The following is a 25,545-nucleotide window of genomic DNA, read 5'->3' as shown; positions in this document are numbered from 1 at the left end:
TTAGTTAATAATTAAAATTTAAAAATAAAAAAAATTTTTTAATATTTTTTAAGTTTAATTAATTCAAAAATAATATTTGTTTTTATGCAAATGTATTCGGTTAATGATTAACAATAATTTCAAATGGTAAAATTAGCTTCGCAAATCAAATTAAGGAGAAAATATGTCAGTAGCAGTAGTTTTCGGAAGTGCTATGGGAAATACAGAAGGTGCAGCAGAAAAAATCGCTGAAGCTTTAGGAGCAGAATTATTAAACATTGCTGATGTTGATGCTGATAAACTAAATAGTTTTGATAAATTAGTATGCGGAACTTCAACTTGGGGAAGCGGTGATTTACAAGATGATTGGGAAAGCTTTGATTTTAGTGGATTAAACTTAGCTGGTAAAACTGTAGCTGTATTTGGTATGGGCGATAGCTCAAGCTACTCAGATACATTCTGCGGTGGTATGGGTAAATTAGCTGCGGCTTTAAAAGAAGCTGGTGCAAATCTAGTTGGTTCGGTTTCAACTGATGGTTATGATTTTGAAGATTCAGAAGCAGTAGTTGATGGCAAATTTGTAGGTCTTGCATTAGATAATGACAATCAAGAAGATTTAACTGATGAAAGAATTGCAAATTGGGTAGCACAAATTAAGGCTAATTTCTAATTATAAAATAGCAAGTTTATCTTGCTATTTTAAGGTTTTTGATGAAAAAAGTTTTAATTTTTCTTTTAGTTTTTATTTCAAACAATCTATTAGCTGATTTAATAAAAGTAGCAATCAAAAATCCTCCTACAAACATAAACCCTATATATAATCCAAACAATGATGTCGTGAAATTATTATATTCTGGACTATTTTATAAAAACAATAATCAAGAATTAGTCCCTGTATTAATAACTTCTTATAAGGTTAGTAATGATAAATTAAAATATGAATTTAAACTTCAAAAAGGCTTATATTTTATAAAAAATAATGTAAATTATGGAGAATTCAGCGCCGAAGATGTAAAAATAACCTATGATACTATCAAAAATAAATTATACAATTCTTCTTACGAACAATTTTATAATAATATTTTAGATATTGATATCATAGATAAATACACAATAGAATTTGTTTTAAAAAGTCCAGATAATGATTTTTTAAATAATCTTACTTTAGGCATAATGTCTAAAAATGCCTTGATTAAATATGGTTTAAGTTGGTTTAATACTGATGCAATAGGTCTTGGTACTTATCACTTAAAGCAATATAGTAACGAACAAATAGTATTAATAAAAAATCAAAATGCTATATTAAAACCAAATAACGATGGAGTGGTTCTTAAAATATATCAAAATGATGTGCAAATTAAAAACGCTTTAAATAATAACATAGTTGATGTAGGTCTTATTAATTATAAAAATCTTAAAAATATTGATGAAGATATAGAATATAAGGTATTAAAATCAACTCATTCAATAGCATTAAATCTAAATAATAAAATTATTTATAATAGAAAATTACGCTATGCAATATCTCTAGCAATATGCTCAAAACAAATTTCAAATCAGTTTCCAAATCTCATAATTAGCAAATATGCAAACAATTGCAATAAAGAAGAAGCAAGAAAACTTTTAAACGAATTAGGATATTTCAAAGAAAGAAAAAGCATTGATTTAAATATTAATAAAGAAAACAATGTTAATTATTTTAAAAAGCTTGATATTCCTTTAAAATTAGAAATTTTTGTAGATAATAAAGAATATTTTAACATAGCAGAAAATATTGCAACTCAGCTAAAAGATTTTGGTATTTTAACCACTATTTTACCAAGCAGTAATGATGAATACGAAGCAAGCAAAATAATAGACATAGAATATAATCACAATATAAACTTTATTAAAATATTAAATTCTAACAAAAAAGATAAAACTCAAACAAAAACTACTATAAATGAATTTCAAGAAAATTATTATAAAGAATTTCAAGAGCAAATTAAGTTTAATCAACCTTATATATTTTTAGTTGATTATAACTATTATTTAGCCTACTCAAAAAATGTTTTTGGTATCGATGATATGCTTGTAGGATTTAATGGAAGTGGGTTATTATCTCAAGTTATAAATTGGTATAAATATGAATAATCTTATTTTAGCAATAAAAGACTTTTTTACATTTAGATTTTTAGCATTTTCTTTTGTGCCTTTAATAGTAAGCTCATTAATATTTATCATAATATTTAAGTTTTTTATAAATTACATAACTAGTATAGATTTTAACGAAGAAGCTTTTAGTTTTTTTCTTGGAATATATATTCTACACGCTTTGCAAATACTAATATTTATATTAGGAAATGTATTTGGTGCTTATTTATCAGTTAATTTATCCATAATTTTTGCCCTAATAATTATTTCATTTTTAACACCATTAATAGTAAAAGCAATTAATTTAAAGCATTACAATTACAACAAACTAGATGAAGTTAGCTTTAGCTATACTTGTTGGATGATATTTAAATTATTTATGAAATTTGGTTTTTTATTATTTTGTGTTTTAATTTCTTATCTTATCCCAATAATTAACATATTTTCTAGCATATTTTTATTCTTTTTAATGTTTTATTTATTTTTTAATTTATTAATGATTGATGTTGCTAGCTGTGTATTAAATAAAAATGATTTTTTAAAATTTAACCCATTAAAATTTCATTATATTATGTGGGTTTTCTTGTTTTATTTGATTTGTAATATACCTTGGATAGGATTTTTCTTACCTGTATTTATTGTGATTTTTTTAACCCATTTAATGTATCAAAAAGAATTGCTTGTAAAAAGTATGTTAATTGATTATAAATAAGCCTTATATTCTATTTTTTAGTAAAATATATCATATTTTTTTAAGGAGAATAAATGATTTTAAATGAAGATATGATTTGTAATGTATGTGCCTTAAGAGCGAGTGAAGATGAAAACGCTGTATTTATTAGAGCGCATAAAAATCTAAAACCTATTGATATTTGCACAAGTTGTATTCCTAGTGTAATTCACGGCTCAGGAATAGTTGTAAAAAGCGATGATGAACTAATAAAAGATTTAGATTAATCTTAATTCCTAATTCAAATTCTTGAATTAGGAAATATTTTTTTATTACAGATTCTATAAAATAATATGATTTTCATAATGAATGGTGGAATTGTGGAGATTTGAAAATATCCATAAAATAATAGTTTAAAAATCTTAGGGGCTATTTTAGGGGCATTTTACTATTTTTTTTTTTTTTAATTCTAACTTTTATTTAATTCTTGTGTAAAAATCTCATCAACTTCATCTATGTCAATCTCGTCATTGATGTATTCTTTGATAGTTTTCTTTGATTTTTTTAGGTATTTATCTTTGCCTTTTTTTGTCCTACCAAAAAAATCAGGAGCTTTTTTGATCGCTATTGGGTCGTAAGGCAACACTCCTTCTCTGTCAATTGTAATTACTTTAACTCCTAACTTTTCATTTATATCAATTTTCTTTACTCCTAGCTTTTTGTCAATATATTCTGTTTTATTACCTTTCAAGTCATCAATACTAATTTTAGCTCTTGCTGTCGCACTAATTTTTATCTTTAGCTCGTTTGGTTTTGCTCTGTATGTTTTCATAACGCTTGATTTGTTTAAAATCTTTTTGTCTATGCCTGTTTTTTTCACCATATTATTTACAGCATCTTTTCTTACTTTTGTAATAGTTCTATTCAGTGCGTTCTTTATCTCTTTGTTTGCTTGTTTTTCTATGTCTTTTATATTTGTAATCCCTGTAATCATTCGCTATCCTTACCTATTAAATATCCTGTTATCTTTACGCTTTTTGCATGGTAAACGCTACTTTTTGGCTCTGCACCACGAGTAAAAAGCTCAGGGCTATCTGTCTTGCTAGTGATGAGTATCTTGCAATCTAAAAAATCATCAAAGCAGATGAAATCTACTGGAGTTTTAGCTTTAACAATCTCATCAAGTTTATTTAAAATATCTAGCCTATCTTCTACTAAATAAGCATTAAAACTTATTTCTTCAGTATATCCACCTACGCATTGATAAAAAGTATTACCTATACCTTCTATTTTATTTATCTTAGGAGTTAAGGTCCTTTTTATGCCATCAATTCCATCCTTAATATAAAGCTCTATATTATCAATTAAAATTACCATTTTTACTCCTACATATCAGCAAAGCTATAATCTTGAGCTTGTACTATCGTTGCTATTTCTTGTGCTGATTGCTGATTGTCTACATAAATATTTATTTGCTTATTGTCAGTTATGCTTTTTTGCTTATTTTGATTGTTTATTACTTGCTCTTGCTTAGCTTTATCATACTCTACGTTTAGTTTTATTAGCTCATTTACTTGCGTGTTTTTGATTGCTTTTTGTTCTACCTTTGGCTCATCATCTCCCCACAAGCCAAAGCCTGTACTGAAAGCTTTTTTGGTGTTATCCCATGCGTCGCCTATACTATCTCCTATTTTGCTTTTAATCTCACTAGCTTTATCAATTAGTCCTACCGTGTAATCGTAGGCTTTTGTAATCCAAGAAATAAGCTCTTGCATAAGATAAATTAGTCCACGCACTGGCATCATAACTATCTCAAATGCTTTAGCTAGTCCTTGTCCGAAACGCTCACCTGTGCTTCTTGCATTCTCTAGCTGTTCGCTTGAATACTCTGTTTGTGTAGTAAAAAAGCTAAAAAATGCTTTTATCTTATCCCACACCCAGCTAATAACATTACCTATTGTGTTAAATGTAGGGGTCAAGCTTTCAGTAATCGGAGCAAATGCACTCATAAAACCATCATAAACACCACTAAAAAAGGATTTTATAATATCCCAATTTTTCCACACTGCAAAACCAATTCCAACAATAGCAGTAATGATTAAGCCGATGGGGTTACTAGCGCAAGCTAAAGTTAAAGCCCTTGATACAGCCCAAATAGAACTTATACTAAGCTTTGAGCTTGTTTGCATAGCTGTTCCCGTGCCACGAGCCAAAAAAGCGCTAAGTTTTATACGCTCATTTAAAGCTGTAATTGGTAAGCCTATTAATTTAAAGATATTTTTCCCGCTTTCAAGGGCAAATAAAGCACTCTTATAAGCTACTAAAGCACTAACACCACCAACGATTACTTGAGTTAGCGTTTGATGATTTGCCGTAAAATCACTTACAAGCTGAATGCCACTTGTAAGATAATCTAAAAGCGTGCTAACAGTTGGCAAAAGTGCGTTTCCTATGTTTTGCCATAAATCCGTAACACTATTATTAAAAACTTTAAGCTGATTATTAAAGCCTTGTTGTACTGCTGCAACTTCGCCATCAAGCTTAGATTTGGCGTTCGCATCATTCATTTTCTTTTTAGCTTTGGTGTAAATATCCATATTGTGAGCTAGTTTTAATAACGCCGTGCTTTCTTTAGCACCCACCAAGCTTGTTAAAAGTTGTTTTTGTGTGTGGCTGTCATATTTGCTTATCATTTTCATAAAAGCTTGAAGCGTAACATCTGTATTTTGCTTAAGTGCGTTAGCAAAGTCTTGTGGGTCTATTCCCATTTGCAAAAACGCATTATTATCGCCTTTTGCAAAGCTTTCATAAAGCTTTTCTATTGCTTTTTCGCTTTCATTTGCACCTACACCTAAACTATTTAACGCTCCACTAAGTGCAGCGGTTTGTTCTAAGCTAAATCCGATTTGCTTACCACTTTCACCTAATTTATCCACTACATTTAATATGGCTTGTGGGTTGGTTTGCAAACTCTCGCCAAGATTATGAATTTGACCTGCAAGTAGATTTATCTCATCAGCTTTTAACCACATTTGATGAAGTTTGCCTGTTAGTTCTGCTGCTTTTGTGCTATCTAATCCAAATCCGATTGCAACCTTATTAGTCAGAGTTGTCATTTCATTTAGACTACTAGCACTTACGCCATTTTGAATGAGTGCTCCACTCATTGCTATTAGTTCGCTTGTAGCAGTTGGCGTCGTTCTTGCTAGATTTTTAATAGCATTTTCATAAGCTTTTTTTTGTTCTTCACTTAACGCAAGTGGATTTTTAATACTATTAATGCCTTCTTCAAAACTTGCAGCAGCACTTACATATTTTCCAAATGTATTTTTAAGAGTATAAAATCCTGCAAAAGCTTTAGTGCCATTGCTAACTATATTGTCAAACGCTTCTTTAGTATCAACCACTAGTTTTTGCTTTAGTGCTAGTTTTAAACTATCTCCTAGCTCTTTTATCTTATTTTGAGCTTTACTAATATCTAAATCAGCACTTTGTGAGATTTTTGTAGCTAGTTCTTCTTGAGCTCTTTTGTATTGTTCGTAGCCATCTAAAATAAGGTTATTATATTTAGTGCCTAGCGTTTCGCTTTCTTTGCTTATGCGATCAAACGCTTTACTCCACGCATCAATTCCTACACCAAATTCTAAAACTTTTTATTTTGCCACTAGCCACCCTTTTTTATTATTTTTACAGCTTCACTCATATAAAACTTGATTTCGCTAAAAGTCATTTTTTCACAATCTTTTAGCGAAGTGTTGAAGGTCCTACTGATTACACAATAGGACCTAGCGAGTTTTTTGCGATTTTTTCTAATACACCTTCGGGAACATTTAATGTATTGTAAGCATCTAATAACTCCATCTGCAACGATGAAGGCATTGCGTTATAATCTTCTTCTGTAATAAGTTCATCACTGGCGTAATATAAACCTAAAGCTAAGCCCTTGTGTTTATCTTTTTTCATTTCAATTTCAACAGCTCTCATTTTCTGAACTGAAAGCTCTTTTAAAGTTATTTTAAACTCACCTCTAACAATTTCTTTGCTCTTAAATAAAGTACTAAAATCCATCTTTTCTCCTTTTAAATATTACTTCTAATTTCTGCGTAAATGTCTGTAACGCCATCAGGTTTTAAGCTCTCGTTATCTATGTCATAGCTAAATACTGGCTTCATATCTACTAGCTCGTGATATGCATAACAAGTCATTTCTATTTCTACTTTAATTTCTTCTTCCATTGCTATTTTTGATGGTGTGATTTTTTTAATCTTGCCTTTTGCTACGACTTTATAACTAGTGTTTTTATCGTTATCACTTAGGTTATTTTCAAGTGCGATTAGCGTTCTTTTTAAGCTTGGGTTAAATGCAAGGGCAAACATCTTATTGTCAACTGCATTAACAACTACTTTTAGATTCTGTGGTTTTAATGTTGGTAAAACCATCTCTTTTCTGCCAATGCTCGCAGCTACTTCTTTTGTAATAAATTCATGCTCTGGCAAATCTGCTTCTACTAAAGCACCTTTACATTTAATACCGTTCATTGTTAGGTTTGCCCCTGTTAGAGCTTGTGGTTCTATTCTCATTTATTCTCCTTTTTAATAAATTTCCACTAAGAAAGCTACTAAAGGCTTTCCGTTTGAATCAAGTTTTGGGTTATTGTTTTTATCAAGATAGCATTTTGGATTAGGCAAATGCGTATTTAGCTCATCAAAAGCCATCTTACTTTGCCAAACACCTATATTGTTTCTTGTCTTGCCAGGAAGTAAGCAAGAATGAGTATCTGCGTCAGTGTTGCCTGTATGAATTGCCACTGCCTTATCCCACGACAAGTAATTTTTAGGATTATCGCTCCAAAGTCTGGCTAAAACACGCTTAAACTTATAACTATAATAATAACTTGCATTGTATAGACCAGGCAAAAGTGGTTTATCGTTATTTATTTCATTTGTAGGTTCGCCTGGTGGCTCACAACCGTAACATTCAAACAAACTCTCATTATTTTCTGCTCTTAAATCCCACACGCTAAGGGTTGCTTGTGGGGTTCTTAAATCTCTATGAACTATTAGTTTTTTCATTACGCAGCCTTTTGGATATTTTCAATAATAACGCCAAGATGCCCTGTAACTCTGTTTACAAATCTATAAATCTTCTTAGCGACATTGCGTTCTTGTATATCAAAATCTATACTTATCTCACATCCTGCTAAACTCGTTTCTGTGTTTTTAGTTAAATCAATGCTGATTTTTGCATAAGCAATAACTTTATTTGCAATTAATCTATTGTTAAAATCAGTTATACCTGCAAACACCGTGCTAAATAGCTCTAAATCTTCATCATTTACTTTCTTAAGTATTTTTTTAATCTCTCTTGCATATTCGTTGATGACAATGCCTGTTCTAATATCAGCGAAATCATCTTCTAGCTTTTGTATCTTGCACTCACAACCCCACACTTTAAAGCCATCATCGCTAACTACCATCGTGATATAGTTTGCTCTTAGTCTATCAGCTGTGGTGTCTTCACCTTCAAGATAAGTCGCAATTGTGTTTATTGCTGTGATACCTTTAAGATACTTGCTAGAAAGCGATTTACCAAAAGCGTAAGGCTCACTTGCTAATAATTCGCTATATCTAGCTAATAAAAATGCTTTAAGTGGGCGAATACCACCACCAATTCTTGTAACTAGTTGATAAGAGATTATCGCTTGTTGCACTGGGTAGTTTTCAGTCTTTGTTAAAATCGCACTTTCTGTATTTTCGCTAAGCTGATGAAAGAAAATAAAGCCCATTTTCACTGCGTTTTGATGAAGTTTAAAATAAGTATCATCATTATCTAAATCACATAAAACCCAAAACGCACGGATTTTAAGTGCATTTTCGCAATCATTTAGCTTATCAATAGCATCTAAACAATTTTGAGTAGTGTTTAATGTATCATCGTGATATGTGATAATAGCTATTTGTGAGTTAAAATTAGCTGCTTTTAAGTCGTTTAGATACTCTGTATCTTTTAACTTTAGTTCTGCTAGATCTTGCTCTAAATTAATTAAATCATCATATAAATAATAATTAATGCCTACATTTTCGCTCGCTAATATTAGCACTGTCGGTCTTGCGTTATCAATTTTAATAAAAGGAACACCTTTATTTTTCTTTATAACTGTTGTTCCAAACTTTCCTACTGACATTTTTTCTCCTTTTTATGTAATTGAATATTTTCCAGCACTTGAACCGCTGGTAATATCTGCTTTGGCATTAGCTTTGATTTCAGCTACAACTCCACTAGCGATTGCATCTATAAACTCTTTATTAAATGCTTTATGGTTTACTCCACCTTTAACTTGCTTATAACCAGCATTACTAAGGGCATTACATATAGCTTCACTCATAGCTTCTTTAGTCATTTTGCACTCCTTGTATTACTTGAGCCATCGCCGTGTGGTGCACCTGTAAAATGGCAAATGCTTTGACAAGTAATAACCCCAGTTCCACCAAGCCCTAAATCAATTGAAGGACTATCAACCTTAACAGTATTTGCTTTTACATTACAATCTACGCAAGTAATGTTTATCGTTTTTACTGCGTTGATTTCTAGTGTATTGCTTTTAGTGTTGTAGCTTAGTTCTGTGCCGTCTTCATAAGTTATTTTATGTATAAATTCATCGCCGTTACTTAGATAATCAGCGTTAAAAAAACTAGCTATTGCATACATAAAGCCACCATCTAATTCAATTATGCTTACTTGCTCTCCGACTCTAGCTGGTGTGTAGATTTTCACATACGAGTTTGCAACTTGCTTGTAAGGCATAAAATCGCTTATTGTTCCTTGATAGTCAACTTTAACCAAACTTTTTTCATAGTTTACTTTTACGATTTTTCCTAAGTACGCTTTCATATTGCAAAATGCTCCGTGCTATATTTAAGCTCACATTTAATAGACATTTTAAAAGCTTCTTTATTCGCAAGTTCAATATGTTCACGCTCAATACTTTTAATGCTTTTTACCATCGCTTTTAAATCTGCACTTTTAAGCATTTGCAAGATATTAAAAACAAGTTCATTACATTTAGTATAAGAGCTATCAAACACACTAATATCTAAGTCTATTATGTGAAAATACTGCTCAATATTTGCACTTATACTATCGCTCTTGTCTGTGATAATACATAGAGGAAACTCATCGCTATTTCTAATATTTAATGCGAATAATGAAGTATTTTTAATCAGCTTTTCTAATTCCGATTTTAAATTCAGCATTATTTCATTGATTTTAACTGCTGGTGCTTGTAGCTCTTCGCTTATAAATTGCTCTGTAATCTTCATAATGTCGCTTTCTTTATTGCTTCTCTTAGATAAAATCTATTATTAACTTCAGCGTATATTTCTTTTTTGATTGCTTCATATACGCTTTGATTAATTGTGATTTCATCGCCTACGCATACATAATCACTTGAGCTTTTTAGAGCTATTATTGAAGTTTTAACTTCACTTAGCTCATCGTAATTTAGTAATCTATTTGAAAAATTGGCGTAAAAATTGCCTTTTTCGTGGGCTACTTCTACGCCGTTTTTAAATAGTCTTGACAAATCACGCTCAAGTGTTTTATGTATTTTCATTACTTGCCTTTTTGTTCTTCGCTTTTTAGCTCGTCTGCTGTTTGTTCTTCGGACTTTAGCTCTTCACTAGACTTTGGACCTTCTTGTTTTTTGCTTTCTTTTTTAGTTTTTTTACTTGTTTCATCAAGCTCTTTAATGTAATTTGACCTTAATAGCTGCCTAGCGTCTTGTTCGCTAAGCTCTATATTGTCGCCTACTGGGTAGGTCTTTTTCTCGTAATAAAAGCTAACTAATACTTCATATTTTTTCATTTTTCATCTCCTTAAATTGTGGTATTTTGTGCTAGACAAAATGCTTTTTCATTTAACACGCCCATTCCTACATCATAAAAAGCTTCTAAGATATAAAGTCCTGCAGGTTGTGGCAACATTGACATTCTTAGATTTCCAAATGTTGCAAGTGCTAGATTGCTAAAATCACCAAACACCATATCTCCTTTTTTAGCGTTTGACAATGTGAGATTTTATTGCCTGCTAAGGTGTTATCTTTATCTATTAGATAAATACCTGTATTTGCTGATTTTTCTGTAGTTCTTAAGATATTAATATCTGTTTTATTTGCATAAAACTCAGTATTGCTTGGATCATAATTAGCACTTATTAAAGCGTTTTCAAAATCAAGAGTTTTAGCAAATGTAGGAGCTTTCATATAATTATCGTTTCTAGCTATGCCATTTGTAGCGAACAATCCTGCAAACTTACCAACTTCGCCATAACCTTCGTATAAAGCCATATTTTCAAACTTAGCTTTAAATGCTCTTACGCTCTCTCTCCAAACAATGCTTTCAAGATCAAAATCACTCATATATAACATTTGATGAGTAAGCTTTACTGTAATTCTAAGTGTTACAGGACTTATTTTTAATACATCAAAGTCTAAATTTTGACTTGCTTGTTCTGTTCCGTAAGCAACTTTTTCAGCTGTTAGCGTTGAGAGATCTTTTGGGATTACGATTTCATTTGTAAGTCCTGCAAACATACGACATTTATTTAAAATATCGCTTTCTATTCTCATTTGTTCTACTAATAAATCAGCTCTAAACTCATCGTGTGTTGCACCTTTTAAATTGTCGTTTAAATAGCCATTAAACGGATTTGCAAACTGATGACCGAATGATTTTGGCAATTCTAACATTGTGTTTGTTTTTTGATATTCACTTAGATTAAATCTTAAATCACTACTCTTAATCACTCCAGCTTGTAGCTTTAATGCTTGTGCTAATGAAAATTCACAATCGCTCATACTTCTTCCCGCTCCTTTTACACTAAATGTTTTTAAATCTTTTTGTTGGCTTAATAAAAGCTCATCTTTAAACTCTGCAAGACTTTTGCCTTTTGCGATAAACTCATTTGCTAACTCGCTTTTACCAAATAAAGCTCCAGCTTTTGCTATTTCTTGTTGCTCTGCTAGTTTTGCACTAAGCTTTTTTGATTTAAGCTCTTTTTTGTCTTCATCTTCTTCTAACTCTTTATCTTCTTATTGCTCTAGCTCTTCTTCATCCTTTTCCAACTCATCATCTTTTTTGATGTCTTCATCATTTAGTTTTTTATTCATTCTTGTCTCCTTTTTAAATTGATTAATTTTTTTTGCATTTGGGTCAGCTCCTAGCCAAACAGCAGACAATTCATAGATTTCGGCGTTTTTTAAAATGATATGTTCTAACTCAACGCCGTTACTTACTTCTGTAATTACTTCATAATCATCAGCTCTAGCACCAACGCTTACACTATCGCTAAGTCCATTTTTAAACTTTAAATATGCCTGATAGCTTTGTTCTACTTCTTTAAAGAACTGAACTTTACATTTAATGCCGTCTTGTTCGTGTTTAGTCTGCGTTATCTTGCCGATAGCATTTTCAAAGCTTGGCTCGTGGTCTAGGTAAAGCGTAGTGGCATTAAACTTAGCCGAACTAATATCTATTGATAAAAAGTATTTTTCATCGCTAAAAAAGTCAGTTCGCTCGTGCTTGTTGTCTTTGCTTAAAGCCATAAAACATATTTCAAGTTTTTCATCATCGTGGCTTAGTGCTTTTGCACTTAGCTTGAAATCTTTCACTCTTCTTCTCCTTTCTCTGTATTATTTTGTGTAAAATTTTGTGTATTATTTTGTGTATTTTTGTTTAGTTCTCTTTCCTTAATCAGTTTTATCAACTCTTGTTCTTTTTGCATTTCGCTTAAATGAGTATCAAGCTCTTTGCCTTTTTCTCTTAGTATCTCACTGTAAGTTTTCGTGCCGTTCTTTAATTGAATATCATTTGCCTGTGCGTCTTTGGTTGGGTCAATACTTTCGTATCCTTGCCCTTTAAAACTAAAATTAGCTTTTATTAATTCGTAGTCTTTTATGCTTATTTGTTCGTTTAAATACTCAATCTCTAGCCATTTTGTAAAAATTACTGAGTGTATTTTTCTAGCTAACTTTTTTTGTAGTCTTTTGTAATTTCTTATATTTATTAATGCACCTTGGCGAATGCTCGAGAAATTAACTTGGCTCATATCTCCTGTGTATGTGGCATAATCAACCTTTAAGGCTTTTGCCGTTTCTTGATTTGCACTTAATAAGAATTGTTGGAGTGATACTGGGTTATACTCTTTTATCATTTCAACATCTACATTTGATGGGATAAACTGCATTTTTCCACTATCAACTTCTCTAATTAATTGTATCTCTTCATCATCGCCCAAAGTGTCAGCTAATGGATTTTCTTTTTCTTTTAAAAAGCCTGTAAGTTTGCTTTGTAATTGTGCTCTATCTAATTCAGCTTCTTTTAACTCAGCACATTGTGTAACATTCAAAATCACAGATACAAACTCGCTTATCCCACGATGAGAAAAGGTCGCTTTATCATTTTTCACATAGATAATATTGTTTGAGCTTATTTCAATGGTTTTGCGAGTTATAGGGTCTGTGTAGATAAATGATTTTATCTCTTCATAACTTTCATCTTTGTATCTTATGCTATAAAATAAATCTTTATAATTCGTGTTGGCTGCTAAAAAGTTTGCACTATCAAGTAGCTTAATATGAAGCTTGTTTTTTATAATCTCACAATATATAAAGACTTCACCATCACGAATAATATTACGCAATATTTGCTCTTCTATATCTTCAAAATCAATATCAAGCTCGTATTTAAACCACTTGTTCTGAATAGCTTTGTTTAGCTTTGTATTTGGCGTGGCTACATCTAATACTAGACCTTCATCGCCTAAAATTTGAGCTACCATTGTATTTAAGTAACCTTGAATGAGTGGAAAATCATTTTCTAAATTTCTTGCCTGTATCCTAATTCGCTCAAAATAATTATCAGTTGAGCGTGGGATATTAAGTCTTGAAAATGCGTTTTGCTTAATAGGATTAGTATAGATTGATTTACTGAGATTTGCTTTTGCTTTGCGTTGCTTAGAAAAAAAATTAAATAACTTCATGCAAAATAAACCTCATCTCTTTAACTTTTAAAGAGTTCGCATAAGTGCTTTTTAATCTTTCAAGCTCAAGCACAAGCTCAGCACTTGATTTTTTGCTAATCACAACGCCATCAATCGTATAGCTTGTAATTGGGTCTGCAAGGCTTTCGCTTTGCAAAACTTCATCAATGGCAATGTCAATTAATCTAATTCTTTCTCTTATACGCTCTTTATTCATAGCGTGAGTTTAAAAAATAAAAGGTTGTTAAATAGCCGACATTTAAGAAAAAATAATTTGAAATTAAAAACCTATATAATAAAAAAAATAAAAAATGAATGGAGATTTTATGGCAAATGATTTAAAATTAGAAGACTTAATTTCAACACAAAGATTATCATATTATAAAGATATAAATGAACATTTTGATAATTTAATTTTTATAAGTAAACTTACACCTAAAATTGCAACAATTGAAATATGTATAAGAAACATATTTGATATGCACTACCCTAAAGACTGGATCATACAAAGTCAAGACAGTGAAATACAAAAACAAGTTAAAATAATCCAGCATAGATACAAAAATAATAATAATATTAATCATGAGCAGTATTTATCTAACTTAACCTTTGGGAGCATTGTTTATCTTATAAAAAGCAAGGGTTTGAAGTATCATCTATTTTTTAATAATGTAAATATTATTAATTTTAAAGATTATAGCAATTCCAATAAAAAATATTATAAAACTGAAAAACGTCCAAAAAATAAATTTACTGATCAAGATGTTTTTATTATTATTTTAAATCTGCTTGTAGAAATTAGAAATAGAAGCTATCACTGGGAAAATATGTTAAAAACAAAAATAGATATTAATAATTCAAATAAAATACTACCGCGTATTTCAACAAATATAAGAAATACAACAATAGGAATTATGCCTGAAAAAATCATTACCTTTCTTGATGATGTATTAGATATGATAAATCCAAATATTAAGCAGTTTTTAAACATTCAAAAAAATAAAAGAAGGAGATTTAAAAAAAAATAACAACTTAAATTAAGTTTTAAAAAGTGAGGCAGTAACCCGCCTCTTTCGTTCATCAAAATCGAATTATAGTTTTTTTGATTAACAAATACTTAACATACTTAGCAAAACATGTCAAGATTTTATAGAAATAAACGACCGACTAAGTTTTGCTCAAGTTTCACAGCTCGGAAAACTGCGTGACGCCGCCCCCATAAAATGGTTTAAGCTAGGAAGAACCTATTAAATCTCTAGCTCACAGTTGCTATCTAGTTCTTTATATTTTTCTAATAATTCAAGCTTTAAATCACTTAGCAATACTTCACAAGCTTCTTGTAAGCTTGAATGCTTATGCACTTCTTTATCAAGTTCATAAACTTTTTTTGTGAGCGCTTTGTAAGCATCGCTTAATACATTCTCAACTATTGAAGCTTTTATGTATTCTTTTTGCTTTATTTCATAATCTAATCGTTTTAAATCAGTTTCCGCTTTGGCTTTCTCCGTATCAGCTATAATCTTAGCAATCTTTGGATCATCATTCTCTAAGATTTGATTTCTTAAAAACTCAATATATACTTTTAAAAAATCATTTCCCCAATTGTTTTTCGCAATTGGCTTGATATCGTTTTGCTTTGCGAACTGATAAATCCTATCATCACTAATAGAACAAATGTTAGCAATTTCTTTAGTTGTCATTATACACTTTCAAATACACACTAAGAGCTTGTCTTAAAATCTCACTATGCTTTCGCTGTCTATGTTCGCTTAACTTACAAAGTTCATAAAGAGTTTTATCATCAACTCTTAATGTGAGCTTATGCCTTAAAAATGATTTTCTATTTCTCGTTTTCTTCACTGCTTAATCTTCCTTTTCTTTTTGCTTAAAAATGTTTTTATAGCTGCTAGATTTAGAACGCTTAGGTCTAACGCTTCGTTTCTATCTCTGTCCTTTGTAAATCTTAAGCCTTCATCTCCATATTTATTTTTTATCACCTTCAAACTCTCGGCTGTTAGTTGCTTAAAATACTCATCGCCATAAGTTCTGGCAAATACTACTCGCTTATTTTCTATCATTGCAAATACTTCGCTTTTGCCTGTGAATGTGCCGATTTCAATTAATCCTACACCTTGTTTAATAGCCTTGACTTTATTTACTAATAGCTTTTTATTATTGCTTGTTTCATTCGCCCCCTTTGTCGCAAAATAACTCTTATCTCTAGCTACGAAGTTGTAAACTTCTTCTGTTAGATAGCCACTATCAACAAAACATAAACTGCATTTTAAATACTCACCAACTTCACTCATAAAAACGCCGTTTTGCACTAGTTCGTGCAACTTATCCCACACTATTAAGTCTCTTGGATTGCCCTTAATAACTTTATGCATAATGTTATAAACTCGTAAATCTTTTAGGTCCTTATTTGCTCCTGCGAAATTAACTTCAAGCCTATCTTTTTGCACATCCACACCAGCCACGATAAACGCCACATCTTGCGAAAAACTAAGATTGTCATAATCTCTTTTAAGCTTGATTAAATCACTTTCATTCATCTTGCTTTCCACCTTTGGAGTATAGGTCCTAGCCAAAGTGGTATTTATAAATACTTGTAGTCCTGCCTCTGTTTTACACTTGTCTTTATAATCTTTAATTATGCTTTTTAAACTCACGTACTCACTATAAAGCGATGATAGATGAAAGCCTGCCGTTTCACTTTCGCACTCTTTTATCCACTCGCCTTTTTTAATTATTGCTAGGCGTTCTCTTTCGCTTATTTCGTGTTTGCAACTAATACAAACTAAGCATTCTTTATCTAAATCCACATTCTCCCATTCCAAAACTTGCTTAAACTCACATTTAGGACAAGGCACATAAAAACGCCTTTTGTCACTCTTGTCATACTCGTTTTGTATCTTGCTAGTGCCATGTAAAGTAGGTGTAGATACTAATAAAATCTTTGCGTTTGGAAAAGTAATTGTTCTTTTCTCTGCTAGTGCCACGCTATCACCTTCAGCGGTGTTAGAACATCTATCTACTTCATCAACGATTAAAAATCCGATAGGCTTAGAAGCAAGCTTACTAACACTATTTGAGCCCACAAAGTTTAAAGAGCCACCTTTGAAGTTTTTAATTAGTATCGTATCACTTGCGTTCTCGCCCATTATTTTGGCAACTTCTTTACAATCTCGCTTAAGTGGTGCAAATCTACGCTTACTAAAGTCTTCTGCCATTCCTTCGTCTGGCAACATATAAAGTATCGGCGTTGGGTCGTGTGCTATTAAATAAGCTAAAGTATTTAGACACATTTCAGTTTTGCCAAGTTGTGAAGCAAGATTAAGAACTACTCTTTTATGCTCTTTATCACTAATTACAGTAAGTATCTCACGCTGATAACTAGCCGCTTTAACCTACCTGGACGAGCACTTCCTTCCGCACTTAAGAAACGATATTTCTCACTCCACGCCAAAAGGTCTAAGTGTGGCTTAGTAAAAATACTATTCGCAAGTATCGAATAAAGATGCTTCGTATTCTTTAAGTCGTAATTTACGCTTAAACTCATTTATTAGCTCCGCATATTTGTAATAAATAAACTCGTTTTCAAAAAACACGATTTTATAACCTTGCTTGATTTCTTCTTCACTTAAGTAATCTCTAAAATCTTTCTTGCTTTGCTCTCTAGCAGTTCTTAACAATATGCTTTCAATTTCATTAAGATTTGTATATTTACAAGTTGAGTATAAAACGCTAAAGCTTTCTTTAATAAAGTTTGTTAATTCACTATCTTCATTGTAAGCATTAATCTTTTGCTCTAACAATTGTCTTCTAAGCGAATACGCTTCTCTTAGCTTAACTCTTGTGTAATCACTCTTAAACTCTTCAAATACTAATAACTTTAAGCTCGGTATTTTATAAGCAAAATCAGGCGTGTAAATACGCTCTACTCTTGTATTTTTCATCGGTGGCTTTCTTGCATGATTTTTACTATTGCGTTCTAAAGAATATTTAGTTTCTAAAGTGTCAATAATCTTAATCGGTGCTTGATGAACTAAGTCTTTAATCGCTCCTACGCTTTGCCAGCTATCCAAGATTTCAAGTCTTTTTAATTCAGGTTTTGAGCTACTCATACTACAACCTTTATCTGAAACAATTTAGCTAAGTTTTTACGATCTTGTTCTTCTTGTAAATATCTTTGCTTTTCTTCTTCACTTCTTAAAGCAAGTTGTAAATCTTCATATTTTGTTTGTTTTATTAATCCATCATCGTAAAAAATATAACAAATTGCAGGCTGAAACTCATCACTATTTTTAAGTGCATTTTTCTCGTTATAAACATATCTTCTTAAGCTCTTAGCTTGTTTTGAAGCTAATTCTATATACTTATCGCTAAAGCTTTTTATTCCCCAATCATTAAAGAAATATTCTTCATCTTGCTTGTTAAAAAATTCTAAGCCACCATAATTTTCAACTAAAGCACTTAAGACTAAATCGCTAAAAGTTATCATAAGCGTATTGCTCCATAGATTTCTTGAAGCTTTATAAAGTGTCTTCCTTGCTTTTTCTATGCGTTCGCTTAATGCATATTTAATTAAATCAGCTGGTAAAAGCGTATTTTTTGCATGCATAACTAGACATTTTTTTACTCCGTCTTTTAATTCTTCATCGCTTAAATGCTCTGTAGCTAATTCAAAACTCATTAAACAATTTTTATCTTTATCAAACGCTGATAATAGTGCTATCAATAGCTCTTTTCTCATATTCTGCTCCTTTTTTGATTTCGTTTTTAACCGCATCTAATGCACCCTTTGTTTTGCCAAACAAATCAAGCCACATCGCTTTTTGCACTGTGTAATTTTGCTCTGCATGTGCTTCTCTTTCTGTCATTTCGTTGTTATCTACTTTTCTTTGTAGTTCTGGTGCTAGGTATTTGTAGTTACTATTTGGCTTATTGCTTGTGCTTGTTTGAAAATAATGGCTCTCGCAAGTTATCCACCCTTTAGCTAAACATTTATTTATTGCAGTTAATGGGCTTTGGATTTGTTTTAACTCGTTAATTAAATCGCTTATGAACGCATCTGTGATTTTGTGCTTTTTATTACGATTGTTTAAAAACTCATCTAGTTTAGAAATAAATTCATCGCTAGTATTATTTAGCTCAGTTGCTATTCTTTGTACCTTTGATTTTATTTGAGATTTAATTTCATCTTTGTGGTTTTGTTTGGTTTGAGTTTTTAAAGAAATTTCATCACCAACAACGCAAGCCCCTTGCAAAGGGGTTTGGGGTTTTATAAATTCATCTCTTACTCTACTCTTACTCTTATATATATATAGGTAGGGCTTGTGTCATTTTGGCACTTAGCTTGTGACATTTTGTCAGTTGGCTTGTGACATTTTGTCACTTGCTTTGTGCCAAAAAGTCCCTTTAAATCATTTTCAAAATTGGGTTCTAATTGATAAATAACATCGCTTTCATTATGATATAATTTATCATCATTACTCTTTTTGATTATTAGATTTTTATTTAGCAAAACTTCAACATTTCTATAAAATGTCCTTGATGAGATTTGCAAGGCTTTTATACATTTGTCTAAATTAAACTTAGTTTTGCTTTTTAGTAAAAAATACAATAATTGCTTTTGTGTCTTATTAACTTTTACTAATTCATCAATTTTGCTATCAGCTACGCAAAAAGTCATTTTCTCTCCTTACTAAATTGATAATATTTAACGTTGCTAAAAAGCGTGTTTATCTCTATTAACTCATTTGCTTTTAGCTCTTCTACAAAGCTATCAAGACTATATTTCATATCTTTATCAAGCTTTAGAATTGTTTTCTTTAACTCATCTAAAGAAAACTCGTTTTGGAGTTTCGCTCGTAAGTTAGACATAAACATAGTTCGCTTTTTTTGAGCCCTTAAAAGCTCGTTTGTGTTAAATGTGCCTAATATCATTTTTTATACCTTATTTTCATATTATATATACTTTTTTAATATTAAAGTATAATAATTTAGAAAAAATAATATACTTTTTTGGTAAATATTATATTTTATTAATATACTTTTAGTATAATAAATTATATTTATAAGAATTTAAATCAGGAAAAAGGAGAGAAAACAAATGCTAGATTTATTTTTAATAATAGTAATTGCTTTTGCAATAGTTATGTTTGCTGACTTTTTAGAAATACTAAGCAAGAAAAAATAAGGAGCTAAAAATGAGTAAAGAATTAATTAATATCATCAGTAAAGATGATTTAAAAACAATCAAAGGAGCAAGTAACGATTTATTACTTATAAAAATAAATTGTGTATGATTATAAAAAGGATAGAAAATGGAAAAAGAAAATATAGTAAAACAAACTTGTAAAGAATTAGGAATTACGCAAAAAGAGCTAAGTGAAATTTTAGGTGTTGCACCAAATACAGCTACACAATGGGCTACGCAAATAGAACCACCGCAAATAGCTATAAATTTTATGCAATTATTACTTAAACACAAAAAACAAGAAGAACAACTAAATAACTTTAAAAAAGCATTTGATTTGATAGACGAAGCAAGGAAACACTAAGAAGGGAAAATTTTTCCCTTCTAAAAAATTCATAATATGAATATAGATAATAAAAAATATATATAATATAAATAAAATTACTTGACAATTATTCATTATATAAATATAATAATGGCATAAGAATTCATGTTATGAATTTTTATGTTCTTTTAGAGATGATTGTTAATTAATTTTATTTGCTATAATTTTTACTATGAAAGATTTATTAAAAGAATTAGGAAAACTTTCATTTGATTTTGCAAAAGTGATTTTTGCTCTAGCGATAATTACACCCGTTTTAAAAGATGAAAGTTTTAATTATTGGAGCATCACAGCAGTTATAATCTGTGTTGCTATCGGTTCTATTTATATTTACAAAGGAGGTAAAGATGGAAACGCTTGATATAATTTACAAAACAATTACTATAGGTGGAGCAATTTTAGCTATCGCTTTATGGTTTCTTATTCCAAATCCAAAAAAAGGAAAAGATAGTTAAATAAAATTAAACAATCATCTCTTAAAAATATTAAATTAGGAGATGATTATGTTACAAAAAATACAATACAAAAAACGCAAAAGGATTAAGAAATGATAAAATGCCCTCAATGTGGTAGTGAAAATATAAAAAAAGAAAGAATACATATAGAAGAAGCTGGAGATAGAGAAATAGATACTGGCGATAGAATATGTAAAGAATGTGGATATACATCTTTTAAGACAAGTTTTGAATACAATATAGTAAAACAAACTTGTAAAGAATTAAATTTAACTTATAAGCAATTAGGGGAATTGATAGGATACGGAGAAGATGCAGTAAGCAAAGCATCTAGAACTAACAATGTATCAAGTGCAATGAGTAAAGCAATAGATTTATATTTGGAAAATAAAGAACTAAAAGAAAAGCTAGAAACACTTAACACTCTATCTACAATCATTAAAGATTTAATCAAATAAGCGTATATTTTACGCTTATTTTTATCAATATAACTAACTTAATCATTTTTTTACTTGACTTTTAACGGATAAAATACTATATTTTTATTTATTAAAACGGATAAAAGCCGTTTTAAAATTAAAACGAAGGAAAAATTATGTTAGAAGTTTTTAACAACAATCAGTTTTTAGTCAGAGTTGCAAAAGATGAAAACAATGAGCCATTATTTTGCCTTAATGATGCTTGTAAAAGTTTAGAGTTAACAAACACAAATCACGCTAAAAAGTCTATTGAAAGGGAGTGGCAAGGTGTTACGTTAAATGTAACCCCTTTTAAAACAGAAGGTGGGGTTCAAAATTTTACAATGATTAGCGAACCCCAGCTTTACTTTTTAATAATGCGTTCAGACAAGCCAAACGCAAAAGCTTTTAGAATGTGGGTGAATTGCGAAGTCCTACCAACAATCAGAAAGCAAGGTTATTATAAATTGCAAAAAGAAACAGACAATAAAATCTCAAACCTAGAACGCAGAAATAAGCGAGTTGCCTTAGGCTATAAATCACAATTAGCACAACAAAAAGAAAAGTATGAGTTAAAGCTCAAGGTTTTAGAGTGCGAACTAGAACATAAAAGCAAGATTGATTTAGACAATCCTAGTAACGAGCTAAAGAAAGCATTAGCAGAGCGTGGGTGGTTGCTTATGAATAAGGATAATTTCAATGTTTTAGGAGAAAATATAGCCACTAGGATTTGCACTGGGCTTAGGGATATTCTAGGTACTAATTATCCGCCTTGCTTGAAGCAATTAATTGATATTAGTTTTATGGAAGCAAGGAATTATTTTATTAGAAAAATACACCTTAACCAAAACAAGCCTTATACGCTTGAAAGTTATAAAATAAAAAGAGCCGATAATTCTTATACACCGATTTATGGCAAATGGATTATTGAAGATGGAAAGCAGATTGCAGGTTGGGAGCTTGAGTTAAGGTGGAAAGGGGATAAAAAATTAAGTTATGGGAGCTAATGGCTCCTAATAAATTTAAAATAATCACCGTTTTGTTCTTTAAAATTAAATATTTTCATGTAAGATTAAACAAATTATTAGAAAAGGATTTAACATGGATAAAAAAAATACAATGGATTACGTACTTTGTACAGAGAGTTTGGATGTACGACAAGATATAAAAGCAATAATGGAAACCTATAGAAAAACTCAGCAAAAAATTTTAGACTCTAACAATAATAAAAATAATAACAACAACAATAGTAGCAATCAAAAATAACCCAAAATGGAGACAATATTAGCTTTTTTGAGAATATATTATGAATCTTTAAATGAATCTATGGTTTTGATAGTGTCCGCTGTTGGAGTTATTAAAACATATGTACTTATAGATTCTTATGCGAAAAACAATAGATATAAACAAATAAAGATTGAATTAAAACTAGTTGAGCAAGTAATAAAAAAAATTAAAGAGCTACGTTCAAAAGAAGAGCTTCAAGAAAAAGAGGTTCAAGAGTTCTTAAACCAAGTTGAACAACTAAGCTATTACATTAATAATGGAGATATTGATTTTAAAATTGCACAACAAATGCTATCTCATGTATATGAAACTATAAAAGAAGATTGTGAAGTTTTTTTAAAAGATCCAAAAACTTACAAATCAACTAAGAAAATTATAAATAAATTAAATAATGCTTGTATTTTTAATATTGTTGATTTTATTAAACGATATTTTGCTATTATCTTCGTTATTATATATATTGTTTTAAATTTTATTTATCTGAAATATAAATAATAAAATCGTTTAACTTACCTTATTTAAGATGAGTTGGGCGGTTTTATTAATGCCTTTGATTTCTTCTTTTACTTCTTTGCACATCTTCTTATTCCACAATATTTCAACATTACTTGCATATGTAGCGTTAAAAGTTAACAATAAAAAGGAGAATGGCTAAAAAGTTTTAATAACGATTTTTGGATAAAATCGTAAAGGAGCTTAAAAACTAAAATCTGCAGGATTTTAGTCATTTTTACTCCTTTTGAAACTTTTAAATGATAAAATATCACATAGTCTTATGACTATTAAAATATTTTAAAGGAGAGATAATGAAAGAATTATCCACAACAGATATAACTAGTATGCCAGGTATGGAAGACGCTAAGCAAAAGTTTTTAAATGGAGAGATTGACTTGCAAGTGGGCGATAAGATTATCAGCAATAGAAAAGACAAAGATAACACAAACGATCGTTCTAACGGCGATAAGTAAAATTGTAAATAATTTTATCAGCTAAGTGTGCTAGTTATATTTTATAGTGCAAGCTGGTCTAACAGCAACTAAAAGCATAAAAACAAGGTTTGCATTTATAAAAACCTTGTTTTTTTAATCTAAAAATTTGGGATTACACGCCAATTTACTTCATCCTCTCGCTCAAAACCTTTAAAAGTGTTACGATTTCTTGACTTAAATGCTCAATTCTTTCTAATTTCTTTTGATTTAAATACATTTGATAAATCAACATTCCGCCAAGCACTCCTGCGACCGTTAAATCTTGTATAGTCGCACCTTTTAAAATTAAATGCAACAACCCTTCTTCCATTATTTATCTCCTTCCACAAAATCTCTTATCGCTTTTAACTTAGCTTTGCAATCACGATAAGCACTCACGCTATCTATCACAAACAAAGCAAAATCGCCGTTTGTTTTCATATTTCTATCCATATCCAAATTCTCGCATTCTAAAAAGTCTGTTGGCACTTGCTCTTTTACATACACTATCTTTTCACTGCAAGCTGTTAAAAATATCAAGAAAATAATCATCAAGCTTATCTTTACTTTTCTCATTTTCAATTACCTTTTTTGTTAAAGATAAACGGATTTTTTGTTTATCTTGTAGTTTTTTATTTAGCTCATCTCGTGCTAAATTTGCTCTTTTTAGCTCATCATCTTTTGCTAAAATCACGGCGTTTAGCTCGTTTGCTCTAGTTTTTGCTTTATCTAAACTAGACTTTAAATCACTTATGTATAAATACATTAGCAAGATGATAACTCCTAAAATCGCATTTATCTTCATTAGCAAAACTCCACACTAGTTGTAAATCCACTTGCACTTATAGAATGCGTTATTTTTTCTATTTGAGTGTTTAAAGTCTTGTTTTCAAGCACTATATCAAGCAACGCACCTGCATTCATAGCACGACCAAGCACCTTTAAAGAGCCTTTAAAGCTCGCATTCTTTTGAGTTTGTAGCTTAGAGTTTGCTAGTGTTAATGCTTCTTGTTTATTCTTTACAAAAGAATTAATTTTTTTTACAGGCTCACTGCTACCTGCACGAACTACGATATCTTTATTCTCTTTCGCATCAAAATAAGTAACTTCAACACTACCTGTACTAACTCCAGCAATGAACTCATAATCAAGCTCTATAAGTTCGCTCTCTTGCAGCTCATATTTAAGCCTTTTATTCTCTTTATTAGCATCGTGTAAAATCAAAGTATTATTTTTAATGCTCATATTTACACCCAACTTATCACACTCGCTAGATAGGAAAGCTAAATCGCTTTGATTGTTTTGCTGATAATTTTTAAGCTCGTTTTTGCTAACCTGTGCTTTAAACTTTAAGCCATTTTCTTTTGCTATGCTTTCGGCTACTTTTAAAAATTCACTTTCTTTAAAAGTCCTGTTTTTGATTTGTTTTGCACGGCTTAGATTAGCACTCACGCATTCTAGCTCATAAGTTTGCTTATACTTGATTTTGATTTTATTTATATAAAAAGCACCTAAAAGCACACCATCGCAAAATACTTTTATAGTGTCATTTAATCTTGGCTCAGGTGTGTTATAACTTAGCGTGATATTGCAAGTATCAGCTTGTCCTTTTGCATAATCGTTTATCGTGATATTTATAAAAGGCATTTGAGCTGTTTTATCTACATCATTGTAAAAAAGCGTGATTATAGGCTTATGAACTAGCTCCATAAAGTCTCCGTTTTTTTAGTTTCGGCTTTAGGTTCTATTAATTCTATTTGTTCGCCACCATTAAAATAAATCTTATTCAAGTGTTTATGATTAGCTCTTAAAAACTCTTGATAAAAGCTAGATGAATAATCATCTCTTTTATAATGCTTTGCATAAATCACGCTTAGTTTTTCATCTTGTTTTGCAATATAAATCATCTAAAAGCCTTGTATTTTAAGTAGTGGTAAAATCTGCAAGAGTTGTAAAATAAAGCCGATTTGA

Annotated in this window: 42 protein-coding genes; 12 read left to right on the top strand and 30 right to left on the bottom strand. The window is 30.4% G+C overall.

What is annotated here, in order from left to right:
- The first annotated feature begins 163 nt into the window (after positions 1–163).
- From fldA to AVANS_RS03785, 4 genes are read left to right on the top strand one after another with little or no spacing between them, the layout of a single operon-like run.
- Positions 164–649, top strand: a complete 486-nt coding sequence (gene fldA / locus AVANS_RS03800; RefSeq protein WP_239818333.1) for a flavodoxin FldA — start codon at positions 164–166, stop codon at positions 647–649.
- Positions 650–690: 41 nt separating this feature from the next.
- Positions 691–2,112 (top strand): ABC transporter substrate-binding protein, encoded by a 1,422-nt coding sequence (locus tag AVANS_RS03795; protein WP_239818332.1) that lies wholly within the window; start codon positions 691–693, stop codon positions 2,110–2,112.
- Positions 2,105–2,824 carry an EI24 domain-containing protein gene (locus AVANS_RS03790; protein WP_239818331.1) on the top strand — a complete coding sequence of 240 codons (720 nt, stop codon included), beginning with the start codon at positions 2,105–2,107 and terminating at the stop codon, positions 2,822–2,824. Before AVANS_RS03795 ends, AVANS_RS03790 begins: the two co-directional genes overlap by 8 nt.
- A gap of 53 nt (positions 2,825–2,877) precedes the next feature.
- On the top strand, positions 2,878–3,069 hold the full coding sequence (locus AVANS_RS03785) for a hypothetical protein (protein WP_239818330.1): 192 nt from the start codon (positions 2,878–2,880) through the stop codon (positions 3,067–3,069).
- Between the two features lie 182 nt (positions 3,070–3,251).
- Here the strand turns inward: AVANS_RS03785 and AVANS_RS03780 are convergent, their stop codons facing one another.
- From AVANS_RS03780 to AVANS_RS03700, 17 genes are all read right to left on the bottom strand, one after another.
- Positions 3,252–3,776, bottom strand: coding sequence for a hypothetical protein (locus tag AVANS_RS03780; RefSeq protein WP_239818329.1), 525 nt, complete (start codon positions 3,774–3,776; stop codon positions 3,252–3,254).
- Positions 3,773–4,159 (bottom strand): hypothetical protein, encoded by a 387-nt coding sequence (locus AVANS_RS03775; protein WP_239818328.1) that lies wholly within the window; start codon positions 4,157–4,159, stop codon positions 3,773–3,775. The genes AVANS_RS03780 and AVANS_RS03775 overlap by 4 nt, the downstream gene beginning before the upstream one ends.
- Before the next feature lie 8 nt (positions 4,160–4,167).
- A complete protein-coding gene (locus AVANS_RS03770; RefSeq protein WP_239818327.1) occupies positions 4,168–6,189 on the bottom strand; it encodes a phage tail tape measure protein in 2,022 nt (673 codons plus the stop codon).
- A gap of 364 nt (positions 6,190–6,553) precedes the next feature.
- Positions 6,554–6,850, bottom strand: a complete 297-nt coding sequence (locus AVANS_RS03765; RefSeq protein ID WP_239818326.1) for a hypothetical protein — start codon at positions 6,848–6,850, stop codon at positions 6,554–6,556.
- A gap of 11 nt (positions 6,851–6,861) precedes the next feature.
- On the bottom strand, positions 6,862–7,362 hold the full coding sequence (locus AVANS_RS03760) for a phage major tail tube protein (protein WP_239818325.1): 501 nt from the start codon (positions 7,360–7,362) through the stop codon (positions 6,862–6,864).
- Positions 7,363–7,374: 12 nt separating this feature from the next.
- Entirely contained in the window at positions 7,375–7,854 is a 480-nt protein-coding gene (locus AVANS_RS03755) for a DUF5675 family protein (RefSeq protein WP_239818324.1), read from the bottom strand.
- Positions 7,854–8,966 carry a hypothetical protein gene (locus AVANS_RS03750; protein ID WP_239818323.1) on the bottom strand — a complete coding sequence of 371 codons (1,113 nt, stop codon included), beginning with the start codon at positions 8,964–8,966 and terminating at the stop codon, positions 7,854–7,856. Before AVANS_RS03750 ends, AVANS_RS03755 begins: the two co-directional genes overlap by 1 nt.
- Positions 8,967–8,978: 12 nt before the next feature.
- Positions 8,979–9,182 carry a hypothetical protein gene (locus tag AVANS_RS03745; protein ID WP_239818322.1) on the bottom strand — a complete coding sequence of 68 codons (204 nt, stop codon included), beginning with the start codon at positions 9,180–9,182 and terminating at the stop codon, positions 8,979–8,981.
- Positions 9,179–9,673: a hypothetical protein gene (locus AVANS_RS03740; RefSeq protein WP_239818321.1), complete on the bottom strand. Its 495-nt coding sequence runs from the start codon at positions 9,671–9,673 to the stop codon at positions 9,179–9,181. The genes AVANS_RS03745 and AVANS_RS03740 overlap by 4 nt, the downstream gene beginning before the upstream one ends.
- Complete coding sequence (locus tag AVANS_RS03735) at positions 9,670–10,101, bottom strand: hypothetical protein (protein ID WP_239818320.1); 432 nt, start codon at positions 10,099–10,101, stop codon at positions 9,670–9,672. The genes AVANS_RS03740 and AVANS_RS03735 overlap by 4 nt, the downstream gene beginning before the upstream one ends.
- Positions 10,098–10,394 carry a hypothetical protein gene (locus AVANS_RS03730; RefSeq protein ID WP_239818319.1) on the bottom strand — a complete coding sequence of 99 codons (297 nt, stop codon included), beginning with the start codon at positions 10,392–10,394 and terminating at the stop codon, positions 10,098–10,100. Before AVANS_RS03730 ends, AVANS_RS03735 begins: the two co-directional genes overlap by 4 nt.
- On the bottom strand, positions 10,394–10,645 hold the full coding sequence (locus tag AVANS_RS03725; protein ID WP_239818318.1) for a hypothetical protein: 252 nt from the start codon (positions 10,643–10,645) through the stop codon (positions 10,394–10,396). The genes AVANS_RS03730 and AVANS_RS03725 overlap by 1 nt, the downstream gene beginning before the upstream one ends.
- A gap of 11 nt (positions 10,646–10,656) precedes the next feature.
- Positions 10,657–10,821: a hypothetical protein gene (locus AVANS_RS03720; RefSeq protein ID WP_239818317.1), complete on the bottom strand. Its 165-nt coding sequence runs from the start codon at positions 10,819–10,821 to the stop codon at positions 10,657–10,659.
- A complete protein-coding gene (locus tag AVANS_RS03715) occupies positions 10,797–11,636 on the bottom strand; it encodes a phage major capsid protein (protein ID WP_239818316.1) in 840 nt (279 codons plus the stop codon). The genes AVANS_RS03720 and AVANS_RS03715 overlap by 25 nt, the downstream gene beginning before the upstream one ends.
- Positions 11,637–11,870: 234 nt before the next feature.
- Positions 11,871–12,449 (bottom strand): hypothetical protein, encoded by a 579-nt coding sequence (locus tag AVANS_RS03710; RefSeq protein ID WP_239818315.1) that lies wholly within the window; start codon positions 12,447–12,449, stop codon positions 11,871–11,873.
- Positions 12,446–13,819, bottom strand: a complete 1,374-nt coding sequence (locus AVANS_RS03705; protein WP_239818314.1) for a phage portal protein — start codon at positions 13,817–13,819, stop codon at positions 12,446–12,448. Before AVANS_RS03705 ends, AVANS_RS03710 begins: the two co-directional genes overlap by 4 nt.
- Positions 13,806–14,036: a hypothetical protein gene (locus AVANS_RS03700; RefSeq protein WP_239818313.1), complete on the bottom strand. Its 231-nt coding sequence runs from the start codon at positions 14,034–14,036 to the stop codon at positions 13,806–13,808. Before AVANS_RS03700 ends, AVANS_RS03705 begins: the two co-directional genes overlap by 14 nt.
- A gap of 109 nt (positions 14,037–14,145) precedes the next feature.
- Here AVANS_RS03700 and AVANS_RS03695 point away from each other — a divergent pair, with 109 nt between their 5' ends.
- Positions 14,146–14,847 carry a hypothetical protein gene (locus AVANS_RS03695; RefSeq protein ID WP_239818312.1) on the top strand — a complete coding sequence of 234 codons (702 nt, stop codon included), beginning with the start codon at positions 14,146–14,148 and terminating at the stop codon, positions 14,845–14,847.
- A gap of 219 nt (positions 14,848–15,066) precedes the next feature.
- On the opposite strand, the gene AVANS_RS03690 is transcribed toward AVANS_RS03695, so the two are convergent.
- The 8 genes from AVANS_RS03690 to AVANS_RS03655 form a co-directional block, all read right to left on the bottom strand.
- On the bottom strand, positions 15,067–15,519 hold the full coding sequence (locus AVANS_RS03690) for a hypothetical protein (RefSeq protein ID WP_239818311.1): 453 nt from the start codon (positions 15,517–15,519) through the stop codon (positions 15,067–15,069).
- The gene (locus tag AVANS_RS03685; RefSeq protein WP_239818310.1) at positions 15,509–15,679 is read right to left on the bottom strand and encodes a hypothetical protein; all 171 of its coding nucleotides are present in this window, start codon (positions 15,677–15,679) and stop codon (positions 15,509–15,511) included. The genes AVANS_RS03690 and AVANS_RS03685 overlap by 11 nt, the downstream gene beginning before the upstream one ends.
- Entirely contained in the window at positions 15,676–17,202 is a 1,527-nt protein-coding gene (locus AVANS_RS03680; RefSeq protein ID WP_275583461.1) for a terminase gpA endonuclease subunit, read from the bottom strand. The genes AVANS_RS03685 and AVANS_RS03680 overlap by 4 nt, the downstream gene beginning before the upstream one ends.
- Positions 17,203–17,316: 114 nt before the next feature.
- On the bottom strand, positions 17,317–17,946 hold the full coding sequence (locus AVANS_RS03675) for a hypothetical protein (protein ID WP_239818309.1): 630 nt from the start codon (positions 17,944–17,946) through the stop codon (positions 17,317–17,319).
- Positions 17,943–18,575, bottom strand: coding sequence for a hypothetical protein (locus AVANS_RS03670; RefSeq protein WP_239818308.1), 633 nt, complete (start codon positions 18,573–18,575; stop codon positions 17,943–17,945). Before AVANS_RS03670 ends, AVANS_RS03675 begins: the two co-directional genes overlap by 4 nt.
- Positions 18,535–19,089 (bottom strand): hypothetical protein, encoded by a 555-nt coding sequence (locus AVANS_RS03665; RefSeq protein WP_239818307.1) that lies wholly within the window; start codon positions 19,087–19,089, stop codon positions 18,535–18,537. Before AVANS_RS03665 ends, AVANS_RS03670 begins: the two co-directional genes overlap by 41 nt.
- A 29-nt stretch (positions 19,090–19,118) precedes the next feature.
- A complete protein-coding gene (locus tag AVANS_RS03660; protein WP_239818306.1) occupies positions 19,119–19,514 on the bottom strand; it encodes a hypothetical protein in 396 nt (131 codons plus the stop codon).
- The gene (locus AVANS_RS03655; protein WP_239818305.1) at positions 19,511–19,768 is read right to left on the bottom strand and encodes a hypothetical protein; all 258 of its coding nucleotides are present in this window, start codon (positions 19,766–19,768) and stop codon (positions 19,511–19,513) included. The genes AVANS_RS03660 and AVANS_RS03655 overlap by 4 nt, the downstream gene beginning before the upstream one ends.
- Before the next feature lie 380 nt (positions 19,769–20,148).
- Between AVANS_RS03655 and AVANS_RS03650 the strand changes: the two genes are divergently transcribed.
- The 7 genes from AVANS_RS03650 to AVANS_RS03620 all read left to right on the top strand — a co-directional run bounded on the left by AVANS_RS03650 (position 20,149) and on the right by AVANS_RS03620 (position 23,574).
- Entirely contained in the window at positions 20,149–20,385 is a 237-nt protein-coding gene (locus AVANS_RS03650; RefSeq protein ID WP_239818304.1) for a helix-turn-helix domain-containing protein, read from the top strand.
- A gap of 193 nt (positions 20,386–20,578) precedes the next feature.
- On the top strand, positions 20,579–20,767 hold the full coding sequence (locus AVANS_RS03645; RefSeq protein WP_239818303.1) for a hypothetical protein: 189 nt from the start codon (positions 20,579–20,581) through the stop codon (positions 20,765–20,767).
- Between the two features lie 186 nt (positions 20,768–20,953).
- Complete coding sequence (locus AVANS_RS03640; protein ID WP_239818302.1) at positions 20,954–21,319, top strand: hypothetical protein; 366 nt, start codon at positions 20,954–20,956, stop codon at positions 21,317–21,319.
- A gap of 137 nt (positions 21,320–21,456) precedes the next feature.
- Positions 21,457–22,326 carry a BRO family protein gene (locus tag AVANS_RS03635; RefSeq protein WP_239818301.1) on the top strand — a complete coding sequence of 290 codons (870 nt, stop codon included), beginning with the start codon at positions 21,457–21,459 and terminating at the stop codon, positions 22,324–22,326.
- Positions 22,327–22,420: 94 nt separating this feature from the next.
- Positions 22,421–22,585 carry a hypothetical protein gene (locus tag AVANS_RS03630; RefSeq protein WP_239818300.1) on the top strand — a complete coding sequence of 55 codons (165 nt, stop codon included), beginning with the start codon at positions 22,421–22,423 and terminating at the stop codon, positions 22,583–22,585.
- A gap of 6 nt (positions 22,586–22,591) precedes the next feature.
- Complete coding sequence (locus AVANS_RS03625; protein WP_239818299.1) at positions 22,592–23,101, top strand: hypothetical protein; 510 nt, start codon at positions 22,592–22,594, stop codon at positions 23,099–23,101.
- Positions 23,102–23,412: 311 nt separating this feature from the next.
- Positions 23,413–23,574, top strand: a complete 162-nt coding sequence (locus AVANS_RS03620; protein ID WP_239818298.1) for a hypothetical protein — start codon at positions 23,413–23,415, stop codon at positions 23,572–23,574.
- Positions 23,575–23,719: 145 nt separating this feature from the next.
- Here AVANS_RS03620 and AVANS_RS03615 read toward each other — a convergent pair whose 3' ends face one another.
- The 5 genes from AVANS_RS03615 to AVANS_RS03595 are packed head-to-tail and all read right to left on the bottom strand — an operon-like array spanning position 23,720 to position 25,481.
- Positions 23,720–23,905 carry a hypothetical protein gene (locus tag AVANS_RS03615; protein WP_239818297.1) on the bottom strand — a complete coding sequence of 62 codons (186 nt, stop codon included), beginning with the start codon at positions 23,903–23,905 and terminating at the stop codon, positions 23,720–23,722.
- Positions 23,905–24,126, bottom strand: a complete 222-nt coding sequence (locus tag AVANS_RS03610) for a hypothetical protein (protein WP_239818296.1) — start codon at positions 24,124–24,126, stop codon at positions 23,905–23,907. Before AVANS_RS03610 ends, AVANS_RS03615 begins: the two co-directional genes overlap by 1 nt.
- Entirely contained in the window at positions 24,089–24,379 is a 291-nt protein-coding gene (locus AVANS_RS03605; RefSeq protein ID WP_239818295.1) for a hypothetical protein, read from the bottom strand. The genes AVANS_RS03610 and AVANS_RS03605 overlap by 38 nt, the downstream gene beginning before the upstream one ends.
- Positions 24,379–25,284, bottom strand: coding sequence for a hypothetical protein (locus tag AVANS_RS03600; protein ID WP_239818294.1), 906 nt, complete (start codon positions 25,282–25,284; stop codon positions 24,379–24,381). The genes AVANS_RS03605 and AVANS_RS03600 overlap by 1 nt, the downstream gene beginning before the upstream one ends.
- Positions 25,275–25,481: a hypothetical protein gene (locus AVANS_RS03595; RefSeq protein WP_239818293.1), complete on the bottom strand. Its 207-nt coding sequence runs from the start codon at positions 25,479–25,481 to the stop codon at positions 25,275–25,277. Before AVANS_RS03595 ends, AVANS_RS03600 begins: the two co-directional genes overlap by 10 nt.
- Positions 25,482–25,545: the final 64 nt, after the last annotated feature.

Source organism: Campylobacter sp. RM5004 (assembly GCF_022369455.1).
Classification (GTDB): domain Bacteria; phylum Campylobacterota; class Campylobacteria; order Campylobacterales; family Campylobacteraceae; genus Campylobacter_E.
Note: the sequence above shows the minus strand (reverse complement) of the source record. Positions and strands in the feature narration are given on the sequence as shown.